The sequence below is a fragment of the Mesorhizobium sp. P3_A9 genome, assembly GCF_056402975.1.
This window is the reverse complement of the sequence record NZ_JBFUGJ010000190.1, coordinates 1-11,596: the sequence shown is the minus strand read 5'-3', so window position 1 is coordinate 11,596 and position 11,596 is coordinate 1. Positions and strand designations below refer to the sequence as shown.

The 11,596-nt window shown below is 61.4% G+C and carries 13 protein-coding genes; 9 read left to right on the top strand and 4 right to left on the bottom strand.

Going from position 1 to position 11,596, the window contains the following annotated elements:
• The first annotated feature begins 345 nt into the window (after nucleotides 1-345).
• Nucleotides 346-1,044: a corrinoid protein gene (locus AC1DX0_RS22520; RefSeq protein WP_172227924.1), complete on the top strand. Its 699-nt coding sequence runs from the start codon at nucleotides 346-348 to the stop codon at nucleotides 1,042-1,044.
• Between the two features lie 85 nt (nucleotides 1,045-1,129).
• Here AC1DX0_RS22520 and AC1DX0_RS22515 read toward each other — a convergent pair whose 3' ends face one another.
• Entirely contained in the window at nucleotides 1,130-1,267 is a 138-nt protein-coding gene (locus AC1DX0_RS22515; RefSeq protein WP_149905337.1) for an entericidin A/B family lipoprotein, read from the bottom strand.
• Nucleotides 1,268-1,332: 65 nt separating this feature from the next.
• Between AC1DX0_RS22515 and AC1DX0_RS22510 the strand changes: the two genes are divergently transcribed.
• Nucleotides 1,333-1,980, top strand: a complete 648-nt coding sequence (locus AC1DX0_RS22510; RefSeq protein WP_477222153.1) for a DUF1638 domain-containing protein — start codon at nucleotides 1,333-1,335, stop codon at nucleotides 1,978-1,980.
• A 17-nt stretch (nucleotides 1,981-1,997) separates the two neighbouring features.
• Here AC1DX0_RS22510 and AC1DX0_RS22505 read toward each other — a convergent pair whose 3' ends face one another.
• Both AC1DX0_RS22505 and AC1DX0_RS22500 read right to left on the bottom strand, forming a co-directional pair.
• Nucleotides 1,998-2,528, bottom strand: a complete 531-nt coding sequence (locus tag AC1DX0_RS22505; RefSeq protein WP_477222152.1) for a hypothetical protein — start codon at nucleotides 2,526-2,528, stop codon at nucleotides 1,998-2,000.
• 42 nt (nucleotides 2,529-2,570) lie between these two features.
• The gene (locus AC1DX0_RS22500) at nucleotides 2,571-3,482 is read right to left on the bottom strand and encodes an NAD-dependent epimerase/dehydratase family protein (protein WP_477222151.1); all 912 of its coding nucleotides are present in this window, start codon (nucleotides 3,480-3,482) and stop codon (nucleotides 2,571-2,573) included.
• Nucleotides 3,483-3,637: 155 nt separating this feature from the next.
• Between AC1DX0_RS22500 and AC1DX0_RS22495 the strand changes: the two genes are divergently transcribed.
• The 7 genes from AC1DX0_RS22495 (at nucleotide 3,638) to AC1DX0_RS22465 (ending at nucleotide 10,414) form a co-directional block, all read left to right on the top strand.
• Nucleotides 3,638-4,213 carry a DUF4893 domain-containing protein gene (locus tag AC1DX0_RS22495; protein WP_477222150.1) on the top strand — a complete coding sequence of 192 codons (576 nt, stop codon included), beginning with the start codon at nucleotides 3,638-3,640 and terminating at the stop codon, nucleotides 4,211-4,213.
• An 87-nt stretch (nucleotides 4,214-4,300) separates the two neighbouring features.
• Nucleotides 4,301-5,083 carry a formyl transferase gene (locus AC1DX0_RS22490; protein WP_477222149.1) on the top strand — a complete coding sequence of 261 codons (783 nt, stop codon included), beginning with the start codon at nucleotides 4,301-4,303 and terminating at the stop codon, nucleotides 5,081-5,083.
• A gap of 203 nt (nucleotides 5,084-5,286) precedes the next feature.
• Nucleotides 5,287-5,589, top strand: coding sequence for a virulence factor (locus tag AC1DX0_RS22485; protein WP_172227914.1), 303 nt, complete (start codon nucleotides 5,287-5,289; stop codon nucleotides 5,587-5,589).
• Nucleotides 5,582-6,196, top strand: a complete 615-nt coding sequence (locus tag AC1DX0_RS22480; RefSeq protein ID WP_477222148.1) for a methylenetetrahydrofolate reductase C-terminal domain-containing protein — start codon at nucleotides 5,582-5,584, stop codon at nucleotides 6,194-6,196. Before AC1DX0_RS22485 ends, AC1DX0_RS22480 begins: the two co-directional genes overlap by 8 nt.
• Entirely contained in the window at nucleotides 6,193-7,284 is a 1,092-nt protein-coding gene (locus tag AC1DX0_RS22475; RefSeq protein WP_477222147.1) for a methylenetetrahydrofolate reductase, read from the top strand. The genes AC1DX0_RS22480 and AC1DX0_RS22475 overlap by 4 nt, the downstream gene beginning before the upstream one ends.
• A gap of 78 nt (nucleotides 7,285-7,362) precedes the next feature.
• On the top strand, nucleotides 7,363-8,334 hold the full coding sequence (locus tag AC1DX0_RS22470; protein ID WP_475450298.1) for a methyltetrahydrofolate cobalamin methyltransferase: 972 nt from the start codon (nucleotides 7,363-7,365) through the stop codon (nucleotides 8,332-8,334).
• Nucleotides 8,335-8,344: 10 nt separating this feature from the next.
• A complete protein-coding gene (locus AC1DX0_RS22465; protein WP_477222146.1) occupies nucleotides 8,345-10,414 on the top strand; it encodes an ASKHA domain-containing protein in 2,070 nt (689 codons plus the stop codon).
• A 71-nt stretch (nucleotides 10,415-10,485) separates the two neighbouring features.
• Here AC1DX0_RS22465 and AC1DX0_RS22460 read toward each other — a convergent pair whose 3' ends face one another.
• Nucleotides 10,486-11,490 (bottom strand): acyltransferase family protein, encoded by a 1,005-nt coding sequence (locus AC1DX0_RS22460; protein WP_477222145.1) that lies wholly within the window; start codon nucleotides 11,488-11,490, stop codon nucleotides 10,486-10,488.
• Between the last annotated feature and the right edge of the window lie 106 nt (nucleotides 11,491-11,596).

Sequence of the window (11,596 nt, the reverse complement as noted above, 5' to 3'; positions counted from 1 at the left end):
GCGCGCCCACGCCGTGCGTTTGACGCTTCCTGGTCGACTGCCGCGTGTTCGCTCATGATCGCTCTTCCCTGAATATGGCCTGGCCTGACGATGGCTGGTCCGTAACCGTTGCGGCCGCATGGCGCGGCTTTCGCCGGATCGTAGCCATGCACCCTATTCGAAACGGCCCGTCCGCGCCAACGCCTGTCGCAAAATCGACAAGAAAACCAATAGATTTTCCAGTCGCTTTCCTTTTGCGGGAAGTCGCAAATCAGCTATGGATACCCGCCCGTTGCGGGTTAGGTATGAACGCTAATATTTTGTGCCTTGCGACGCAGTCGCGATGCCGTGAGGAGCTGGATTAAAATGTCCGACGACGAGATCATCCTTTCCGAACTTTCCGACGACGAGTTGGTGCAGCAGATGCACGACGATCTCTATGACGGGTTGAAGGAAGAGATCGAGGAAGGCACCAACATCCTGCTGGAGCGCGGCTGGGTGCCTTACAAGGTGCTGACCGAGGCACTGGTCGAAGGCATGCGCATCGTCGGCGAGGATTTTCGCGACGGCATCCTGTTCGTTCCCGAAGTGCTGCTGTCGGCCAACGCCATGAAGGCCGGCATGTTCATCCTGCGCCCTCTGCTCGCCGCCACCGGCGCGCCCAAGCAGGGCAAGATGGTGATCGGCACCGTCAAGGGCGACATCCACGACATCGGCAAGAACCTCGTCGGCATGATGATGGAAGGCGCCGGCTTCGACGTCATCGACCTCGGCATCAACAATGCGGTCGAGAAATATCTCGATGCGATCGAAAAGCACCAGCCCGACATCATCGGCATGTCGGCGCTTTTGACCACGACCATGCCCTACATGAAGGTCGTCATCGACACGATGAAGGAAAAGGGCATTCGCGACGACTATGTCGTTTTGGTTGGCGGCGCGCCGCTCAACGAGGAATTCGGCAAGGCCGTCGGCGCCGACGCCTATTGCCGCGATGCCGCTGTGGCGGTCGAGACCGCCAAGGACTTCATGAAGCGCAAGCACAATGTGCGCGCTTCGGCCTGATCCAGGGCATCAGGATGGACCAACAAGAAAAGCCGCGCATTGAAGCGCGGCTTTTTTGTTCCCAGATGACGGACGAGGCTGCCGATCAGTTGGCGACAGTGTCCTTGACCGCCCTGGCCGTCGATTTGACGTCCTTGCCGACGCCGCGGACGGTGTTCGCGCAAGCCGTAAGGGCGAGGACAGAGGCAAGAATGGCAATCGGTGCGATGCGAAGCAGTTTCATGGACGGTGTTTCCCTCAACAGATAAATTAGCCCCACAGCAACGAAAACCGGCTTTGACTGGTTCCATGGCCAAGACACAGAAAACGAAACCGAATCAAGGCAACAGGCTGCTCGTCATCGCCTGCGGGATGATTGCGCGCGAGGTATTGGCCGTCAAGGAACAGCTCGGGCTGAATCACCTGGACTTGACCTGCCTGCCGGCGGAGTTTCATTTCTATCCCGACCGCATCGCGCCCGCCATGGACAAGGCGATCGAGAAGGCCAAGGCGGAGGGTTACGAGCACATCTTTGTCGGCTATGCCGATTGCGGCACCGGCGGCCTGCTTGACCGCGTCCTGGAGAAGCATGGCGTCGAGCGCATGGCCGGCCCGCATTGCTTCGCCTTCTATCAGGGCATGGAAGCCTATGCGAAAATCGCCGATGACGACATGATGTCCTTCTACATGACGGACTTCCTGTGCCGTCAGTTCGATGCCTTCTTCATGAAGCCGCTCGGTCTCGACAAGCACCCTGAGCTGATCAAGGACTATTTCGGCAATTACGAGAAGCTGGTCTATCTCGCCCAGACCGACGATCCCGAACTCGACAAGGTTGCGGAAAAGGCTGCCGCCATGCTCGGCCTCGCCTATGAGCGGCGCCCGACCGGCTATGGCGACCTGACGGCCGGAATGGCGAGCGCCATGGCACATCAGGCCAAAACCTCTAGTCCCTGATAGCCCTGGGGTGCCAATTACTCGCTGTCGGCTCGACGATCCGATACGACATCAGCAATACGCCCGCTTTCAAGCCTGATTGGTCCCTGCGCGGTTGGATCCTTGCGGAGCGCCTCGGCAATCATGGCTTCGACGGCGTCGAGATTGCCTTGCAGAATTGAGCGGTCACGAAGCTCCCAATACTCACCTTCATCGGCTATATCGAGATTGAAAAAAAGGGGGGCAACTTCGCTAAAAAGCTCGATGATTTCGATATGCGTGTCTGCTCCCGCAAACTGGGTCTTGCAATATTGTTGTATGAAGAGGTGCTTGTCGAACTCGAACCGCAGGGGTTCTGCACCAAGGTGCGGTTGAAGTTCTATCCCTAAAACCGGACCGACATACTCCACCTCACGTTCGTCGATGACACGATTGAGTATCTTCTCGCGCTCATCTATTTCCCGAACTGGCCAGCCCCGGGTGAAAGCAAACGCTCTGGCTCCTCGCAAAAGGGCAGCATATTGCCCCTCTCCGCGCAATTGTCCCTCGAAGTGGATTGTTACTCCCATGCATCCCTCCCGGCGAAAGCATTCCGACGGATAGCTACGCTTCTACCCGCCCGCAAGTCCGGCGATCACATCGGCAAAACTCGTCTTGCAGACAAAACCCAGCCTGTCCTGCGCCCGCGACGCGTCATAGACCCGGTCGATGGAGGAAAACATCGTCCAGCCCTTTCGCGCGTAGAGCGCTGGAAAGTCCGGAAAATAACGAGCGACCACCGACGGCGCGTCTCTGATCAGCGCATCGCAGTCGCTGGGTTGGAACGGAGTCGGTGCACAGATGATGAAAGTATCGAAGCCAACCTGCGGCGCCTTCTCCAATGCAGCGATATGAGCCTGCGCCGCATCTTCCACCGTCAGCCGCCGGAACAGCAATTCGTTCGCCTTGGTGTTGGCATCAGACTGTTCGATGGCATGCGCCATGTCATCGGCCTCGGGAAAGAAGCGGGCCGTGCGCAGCACGACCACCGGCAGGCCGTGCTGAAGATGATAGAGGCGGCAGAGATGTTCGGCCGAAAGCTTGGTGACGCCATAGATGTTGCGCGGCTCGGGCGACATCGCCTCCGTCAGCCAGGCCGCCTTGCGCGCACCGCCATTGAACCCGTCGCGTATCGCCTGCGAGATCATCAGCGAAGTGGTCGACGTGAAGACGAAGCGCTGCACGCCGGTAGCCACCGCCGCGTCGAGTAGGTTCAGCGTGCCCTGCACGTTGGTGGCGACGAAATCGCTGTTGGCGCGGCTTTCTATATTGGGCTTGTGCAGCGCGCCGCTGTGAATGATGGCTTCGATACCATTATCTCCGACCGCCCGCATGACCAGGTCACGGTCGGCGATCGAGCCGATCATCTGGGTTTCCGCTGACGGGACGGGGTCGAGGCCGATGACGTCATGGCCAAGTCCGCGCAGGCGCGGCGCCAGCGCGCTGCCTAGCCAACCAGACGACCCCGTGAGCAAGATTCGCATGCGTCACACCATGATTTTTGACGGTGACGCTGTTAAGCATGGATGACAGGCGCGAGCGACCCAGTAAAGTCAGACATCGGCCGGCAGGAACGCCGCTCCAGACATTAACTGCCATTTTTTTCGACTGCCATTTTAGAGACTCGGGGAGTTTAGAGATGATCCTTCGCCCACTGCTCGCCGCCATCGGCCTGCTCTGCTGCACCCTGCCCGCTCTTGCCGACGGCGAGGTGCAGAAGCTGATCACCCCTGCCGACAAGGTTCGCCTCGACAAATATGGCGAGACGCGCAAGGCGGCCCTTGCCGAGGCGAAGGCTGGCGACCCGGCCGAGGTCAAACAGCTCGATGCCTTGCTGGCCAAGCCCCTGGTGTCGTTCTCCGACAAGGATCTGACCGGCAACTGGAAGTGCCGCACCATCAAGGCAGGCGGCTTGAGCCCGCTCGTCATCTATGGCTGGTTCAAATGCAAGGTGACCGACGATGGCTCCGGCTGGCGGCTGGAAAAGATCAGCGGCTCGCAGCGGACCCAGGGCCGCTTCTTCGACGACAACGAGAAGCGCGCGATCTATCTCGGCTCCGGCTCCGTCAACGACGATCGGGCAAAACCCTACGGCAGCGGCCCGCAGACCGACCAGGTCGGCTACGCCTTCCGCACCGGCGCCAAGGAATGGCGCATCGAACTGCCTGCACCCTATTACGAATCGAAGCTCGACATCATCGAGTTCAAGCGCTGAGCGTGGTCATCAAGATTTAACCCCATTCCGGCACAAATTCAGGCCAGCATGCGGCAGGCGGCCGCGTGCAAGGCAGGGAAGCGGGCTATGTCTTCACCGGTTGGAACCAGCGCGCCGATCGTCGTCGTGACCGGCGGCGGCCAGCATGTCTGGGCCATGATCAACGCAATCGCCGATCGCGTTGGTCCTGTCAGCGTCGTCCTCGAAACCCCTGAATCCAAAAAGCAATTGCTGCGTGGCCGGGCTCGCCGCCAGGGCTGGATCTCGGCCATGGGCCAGCTTGGCACGATGGTGCTGAGCAGGCTGGGCAAGCGGTTCCTCGCCGGCCATGCCGAGCGGCTGATTACAGAGGAGAAGCTGGAGGTCGAGCCGCGACCGGGCCAGGAGATCATCCAGGTGGCCTCGGCCAATGGGCTTGAGTGCCTGCAGGCGATCCAGAAGATCCAGCCAGGCGTTGTGCTGCTCAACGGATGCCGACTGATCTCGGCTGAGATGCTGAGCAAAATGCCCTGCCCGGTGCTCAACTACCATGCCGGCATCACGCCGAAATATCGCGGCATGAATGGCGGCTATTGGGCTCTGGTATCAGGCGATGCGCAGAATTTCGGCACCACTGTCCACCTCGTCGACGCTGGCGTCGACACTGGCGGCGTGCTGAAGCAGGCGCGCGGCAGATCGAAAAAAGGCGACACCATCTCAAGTCACGCGCTACGCCAGACGGCGTTCTCGCGCGACATCTGCGTCGAGGCGGTCCGCGATGCGCTGGCTGGAAAACTGACGACGATCGATCCCGGCCTGCCTTCGAAAGTGTGGTATCATCCGACGATCTGGTTCTACGTCTGGACCGGCCTCAGAACCGGAATCTGGTAGGTTTTTTCAGCCCCGGACCGCATAAGGCACGATGGCCTTTTTGGCACGCCGACCCTGCCGCCGACACACGCCGCAAACGAATAAACGCACCTTTCATTTTACGACATTGAAATGCGTCGCTTTTGAATGCGCGCGCGTCGTCCCATAACAAGCGGCCTCACGGCGCATGCGGCAATGCTCGATAGTTCGAGGAGCGAGAATTCATGGCCGATCTTATCGTCGTCTACTGGCGCGACATCCCTGCCCAGGTCATCGTCAAGAAAGGCCGGCAGAACGCCAAGCGCGAACTGCCGTTGCGCTTCACCGAAGCCATCGACATGTGCGCCATGCGCACCGGCGCCGGCGGCACCGACGACTATCTCGCCGAATGGCGTAAGGCCGATCCCATTCCGGTCAGCGACGATCTCGAAGCCGAAGTCGAAAAGGCTTTTCAGGACCTCGACACGAAATATGACCGCGAGCGGCTGGTCGCTCTGGTCAAGGCGGGCGGAAAAGAAAATGTCTGATCCTACTCCTGTCAAAAACGATGGGGCGACGGTTACCCAGGCCACTCAGGTCAAGAAGGCAGCGCCGAAATCCGACTACAAGCCGGCCGATGTATCGCCGCAGCGGCGCGTGCAGCGCTCGTTTGCGATCAGGCTGTGGTCGATCCGCCATTCGCGCCTGCTCGAATGGTTCTACGCCCGCTTTGCCGACACCTTCCTGCTGCTCCACCCGCTTTGGAAAGGCCTTGGCTACGGGCGCGTCGAGGCTCCGATCAAGTTCGTCGAAAAGCGCGTAAAAGGCTTCATGTTCGACTGCCGCATGTGCGGCCAGTGCATCCTCTCCTCGACCGGCATGTCATGCCCGATGAACTGCCCCAAGCAGTTGCGCAACGGCCCGTGCGGCGGCGTGCGTGCCAACGGCAATTGCGAGGTCGAGCCCGATATGCCTTGCGTCTGGGTCAAGGCCTGGGAAGGTTCGCAGAACATGGTCAACTCAGACAAGATCCTGACCGTGCAGAAGCCGGTCGACCAGTCGCTGCGCGAAACCTCTGCCTGGCTGCGGGTCACCGCGCAGGCAGCGGCAGCCCGTGAAGCTGCGGCCGCGCCAAAGACCGGAGCCGCCGCATGATCGGCCGTCAGCGCGACGAGAACCCGGCCGGCATTGATCTGCCGCTCGATCCCCTGCCCGGCCACTCCTCCCGCGGCCGGCTGGAGCGTGTGCTGCGGCGCGGTGAATTCGCGGTGACGACCGAGCTCAATCCCCCAGACAGCGCCGACCCGGAAGACGTCTACAACAGGGCGAAGATTTTTGATGGCTGGGTCGACGCCATCAACGCTGTCGACGCGTCCGGCGCCAACTGCCACATGTCCTCGGTCGGCATCTGCGCGCTCCTGACCCGCATGGGCTATGCGCCGATCATGCAGATCGCCTGCCGCGACAAGAACCGTATCGCCATCCAGGGCGACGTGCTGGGTGGTGCTGCCATGGGTGTCGCCAACATGCTGTGCCTGACCGGCGACGGCGTGCAGGCCGGCGACCAGCCTGGCGCCAAGCCGGTGTTCGACCTCGATTCCATGTCGTTGCTCGAAACCGTCCGCATCATGCGCGACAACGGCAAATTCCTGTCCGGCCGCAAGTTGACGACGCCGCCGCAAGTCTTCCTGGGTGCTGCCGTCAATCCGTTCGCGCCGCCCTTCGACTTCCGCCCCATCCATCTCGGCAAGAAAATCGCCGCCGGCGCGCAATTCGTGCAGACCCAGTATTGTTTCGACGTGCCGATGTTCAGGACCTTCATGCAGAAGGCGCGCGATCTCGGCCACACCGAGAAGGTGTTCGTCCTGTGCGGCGTCGGCCCGCTCGCCTCGGCCAAGACGGCCAAGTGGATCCGCAACAACGTGCCGGGTATCCACATCCCGGACGCTATCATCAAGCGGCTGGAAGGCGCGCAAGACCAGAAGAAGGAAGGCAAGCAGCTCTGCATCGACATCATCAACGAGGTGAAGGAAATCCCCGGCATCTCGGGCGTCCATGTGATGGCCTACCGCCAGGAGGAATATGTCGCCGAGATCGTCGATGAATCGGGCGTGCTGAAGGGCCGCCAGCCCTGGAAGCGCGAGATCCGTCGCGACGACCAGATGGTTGCCGACCGGCTCGACCACATACTGCACGACGAGATTACCGAAACACAGGTGGACATGGTAAAGACCGCGCACTGAGCGCGGCCCATCACCAGACCCTGGAACGAAACCAGAGACGATATAAAGAAGCACTTTATATCAAGGCGGAGAAACTTCATGACCCGGACCATCGTCGCCTCGGCGACACGAGAGATCATCATCGGCTTCGACCAGCCCTTCTGCGTCATCGGCGAGCGCATCAACCCGACCGGCCGCAAGAAGCTCGCCGCCGAGATGATCGCCGGTAATTTCGACACCGTGATCAGGGACGCGCTGGAACAGGCCGCCTGCGGCGCCACCATGCTCGACGTCAACGCCGGCGTCACCTCGGTCAACCCGAACGAGACCGAACCCGGCCTTCTCGTGCAGACGCTGGAGATCGTGCAGGGGCTGGTCGACCTGCCGCTATCCATCGATAGCTCGGTCACCGCCGCGATCGAAGCAGCACTCAAGGTCGCCAAGGGCCGCCCGCTGGTCAATTCCGTCACCGGCGAGGAGGAAAAACTCGAAGCCATCCTGCCGCTGGTCAAGAAATACAACGTGCCGGTCGTCGCCATCTCCAACGACGAGACCGGCATTTCGATGGATCCGGACGTTCGCTTTGCCGTCGCCAAGAAGATCGTGCAGCGCTGCGCCGATTTCGGCATTCCGGCGCATGACGTCGTCGTCGACCCGCTGGTCATGCCGATCGGCGCGCTGGGCGATGCCGGCCGCCAGGTGTTCGCGCTGCTGCGTCGCCTGCGCGAAGAGCTTAAGGTCAACACCACCTGCGGCCTGTCCAACATCTCCTTCGGCCTGCCGCATCGCCATGGCATCAACGCCGCCTTCATCCCGATGGTGATCGGCGCCGGCATGACCTCGGCGATCATGAACCCGGTGCGTCCGCAGGAAATGGAAGCCGTGCGCGGCGCCAATGTGCTCAACGGCACCGACGAGAACTGCACCAACTGGATCCGCACCTACAAGGACTACAAGCCGGCCGAAGGTGGCCAGGCGGTTGCCGCACCGACGCAGGTCAATGCACCGGGCGACGGTGCTGCCGGCGGTCGCCGTCGCGGCGGCCGTGAAGCCCGGATGGGTCGGGGATAAGCGCGCAATCGTGAATTCACCTGCCAACATCACCGATCCGCTCGTGCTGTTCATGCCGTCAGGCAAGCGCGGGCGGTTTCCCGTCGGCACGCCCGTGCTCGATGCCGCACGCCAGCTTGGCGTCTATGTCGAGAGCGTCTGCGGCGGCCGTGCCACCTGCGGGCGTTGTCAGATCGAGGTGCAGGAAGGCAATTTCGCCAAGCACAAGATCGTCTCCTCCAACGACCACATCTCGCCCAAGGGCCCCAAGGAAGAGCGCTACGAGCGCGTGCGCGGCCTGCCTGAACGGCGCCGCCTCTCCTGCTCGGCGCAGATCCTCGGCGACCTCGTCATCGACGTGCCGCAGGATACGGTCATCAATGCGCAGACCATCCGCAAGGATGCCGACACCAGGGTGATCGCCCGCGATACGGCGATCCGCATGTGCTATGTCGAGATCGAAGAGCCCGACATGCACAAGCCGCTCGGCGATCTCGACCGGCTGAAGATCGCGCTGATGAAGGATTGGGGCTTTAAAAACCTCGAATTCGACTTCTACCTGCTGCCGCAGGTGCAGGGTATCCTGCGCAAGGGCAACTGGACCGCCACCGCCGCCATCCACAAGGATGCCGACAGCGATATCGCACGCGTCATCGCTTTGTGGCCGGGCCTCAAGAACGAGGCCTATGGGCTGGCCTGCGATATCGGCTCAACCACCATCGCCATGCATCTGGTGTCGCTGCTGTCGGGCCGCGTCGCCGCCTCGTCCGGCACGTCGAACCCGCAGATCCGCTTCGGCGAGGATCTGATGAGCCGCGTCTCCTATGTGATGATGAACCCGGACGGCCGCGAAGGTATGACGGTGGCCGTGCGCGAGGCGATCTCCAGCCTCGTCGACAAGGTCTGCGCGGAAGGCAATGTCCAGCGCAACGACATTCTGGATTCCGTCTTCGTCGGCAATCCGATCATGCACCATCTGTTCCTCGGCATCGATCCGACCGAGCTCGGCGGCGCCCCGTTCGCGCTCGCCGTCTCGGGCGCGGTGCGTATCAAGGCCTCCGACATCGGCCTCAAGCTCAACCAGGGCGCGCGCCTCTATATGCTGCCTTGCATCGCCGGCCATGTCGGCGCCGACGCGGCAGCGGTGACACTGTCGGAAGGTCCGCATCGCCAGGACGAGATGATGCTGATCGTCGACGTCGGCACCAATGCCGAGATCGTGCTCGGCAATCGTGCGCGGGTCGTGGCGGCCTCCTCGCCCACCGGCCCGGCCTTTGAGGGCGCCGAAATCTCCGGCGGCCAGCGTGCCGCGCCAGGCGCCATCGAGCGCGTGCGCATCGATCCCGAGACGCTGGAGCCGAAATACCGCGTCATCGGCTCGGAGCTGTGGTCCGATGAGCCAAGCTTCCTCGACAGCGTGCAGGCGACCGGCGTCACCGGCATCTGCGGCTCCGGCATCATCGAGATCGTGGCGGAGATGTATCTCGCCGGCATCATCTCGGAGGACGGCGTCGTCGACGGCTCACTGGCCGCGCGCTCGCCGCGAGTCATCGCCAACGGTCGCACCTTCTCCTATGTGCTGAAGGAAGGCGAGCCGAAGATCACCATCACCCAGACCGACGTGCGCGCCATCCAGCTCGCCAAGGCAGCGCTTTATGCCGGCACCAAGCTGCTGATGGAAAAGCAGAACACCGAGCATGTCGACCGCATCCATTTCGCCGGCGCCTTCGGTTCCTTCATCGATCCGAAATACGCCATGGTGCTGGGCCTGATCCCCGATTGCGACCTCGACAAGGTTTCGGCCGTCGGCAACGCCGCGGGCGCCGGCGCGCGCATGGCGCTGCTCAATCGTGGCTATCGCCGCGAGATCGAGGAGACGGTGAGCCAGATCGAGAAGATCGAGACCGCGCTGGAACCAAAATTCCAGGAGCATTTCGTCTACGCCATGGCGCTGCCGAACAAGGTCGACCCGTTCCCGAAACTGTCGGCGGCGGTGAAACTGCCGCCGCGCAAGACGGTCAGCGAGGACGGTGTCGCCGGCGACGCCGCCCCGCGCCGCCGCTCGCGCGAAGGCCACGCGGCAAGACGCAGCCGGGAATAGAAGCGCGACGCGCTACAACGGATTCACCTGCCGCACCTTGAATCCATGTTTCAATCCGCGGCAGGTGCAAGTCAAACTATGGCTTGACCTGTTGCGGGCTTTTGGCGCGTGAGCGGTTTGAGCAAGCCGGTCAGCGGCTTTTCGACAATCAGATAGAGCGCTGCGGAAATCGCAATGCTGACAAAGGCAACCGACGCCGGTTGCCAACCTGGCGGAACCCCAAGCCGCAATATGATGCCGGTTACCACGACAACCACCAGCACATGCCAGACGTAGATCGAATACGAGGCATTGCCGAAAAATGTGAACAAGGCCATGGGGCTGAACGGCCTGGCGCGCTCGGCAAAAACCGCGCCGGCAACGACCAGCATCGACGGAACACCCCAACGCAGGACACGGGGCATTTCGGGGTCGAGCATCTGGACCATGACCAGCAAGATAAATCCGCCGACAACCAGCGACAGCGCCAACACAAGCTGGAGCCGAACATCCTTCATCCACAGGCGCCCGACGACAATGCCAGCCGCGAACTCGAGCACGATGGGCGAGGTAAACGCCTCGGCGTAGCCTTTCAGCAGCAACACGTTCAACACCACCAGCGCCGTCAGCACGCCGATCAGCGCGGCAAAACGCTGCTTCTCGCCCAGCAAGAGTGACAAGGCGAAAATGACGTAAAACATCATTTCATAACACAGCGTCCAGCCCTGGATCACCACGGGGTGAAGTGCACCATTCTGCGTGATCGGAAGAAACAACAGCGAGCCGACGAGATTTGCCGGGCTCAGCACATGTCCGAAGAGAAATTGCGGTTTGACGAAAATTGCCAGCGCGGTCAGCAGCGTGACAATCCAATAAAGCGGCACGATACGAACGATCCGTCGCCACATGAAACGCTGTGGATCGACAGGGTGATCGACCGTGGTCACCCACATGATGAAACCGCTGATGACAAAAAACAGGTCGACCCCTGCCGCACCAATTGCGAACGGGCCGCCGAACTGCTCGCTGATATGAAAGAGGACTACAGAGAAAGCGGCAAGCCCTCGAAGGTATTGAATACTATGGATGTCACTCACGCCCGTACGCCTACTACCTTAATTAGCACCCCCAAATGCTGCACTGCACAATAATGGACATCTGCTACCTGCTGTCAACCGGGTAAAACCGTAGGTAGCGTTACAG

Bases quoted from the DNA above. Each gene is read 5' to 3' on its own strand.
- AC1DX0_RS22520 (WP_172227924.1), top strand. From the start codon at position 346: ATGTCCGACGACGAGATCATCCTTTCCGAACTTTCCGACGACGAGTTG.
- AC1DX0_RS22515 (WP_149905337.1), bottom strand. From the start codon at position 1,267: ATGAAACTGCTTCGCATCGCACCGATTGCCATTCTTGCCTCTGTCCTC.
- AC1DX0_RS22510 (WP_477222153.1), top strand. From the start codon at position 1,333: ATGGCCAAGACACAGAAAACGAAACCGAATCAAGGCAACAGGCTGCTC.
- AC1DX0_RS22505 (WP_477222152.1), bottom strand. From the start codon at position 2,528: ATGGGAGTAACAATCCACTTCGAGGGACAATTGCGCGGAGAGGGGCAA.
- AC1DX0_RS22500 (WP_477222151.1), bottom strand. From the start codon at position 3,482: ATGCGAATCTTGCTCACGGGGTCGTCTGGTTGGCTAGGCAGCGCGCTG.
- AC1DX0_RS22495 (WP_477222150.1), top strand. From the start codon at position 3,638: ATGATCCTTCGCCCACTGCTCGCCGCCATCGGCCTGCTCTGCTGCACC.
- AC1DX0_RS22490 (WP_477222149.1), top strand. From the start codon at position 4,301: ATGTCTTCACCGGTTGGAACCAGCGCGCCGATCGTCGTCGTGACCGGC.
- AC1DX0_RS22485 (WP_172227914.1), top strand. From the start codon at position 5,287: ATGGCCGATCTTATCGTCGTCTACTGGCGCGACATCCCTGCCCAGGTC.
- AC1DX0_RS22480 (WP_477222148.1), top strand. From the start codon at position 5,582: ATGTCTGATCCTACTCCTGTCAAAAACGATGGGGCGACGGTTACCCAG.
- AC1DX0_RS22475 (WP_477222147.1), top strand. From the start codon at position 6,193: ATGATCGGCCGTCAGCGCGACGAGAACCCGGCCGGCATTGATCTGCCG.
- AC1DX0_RS22470 (WP_475450298.1), top strand. From the start codon at position 7,363: ATGACCCGGACCATCGTCGCCTCGGCGACACGAGAGATCATCATCGGC.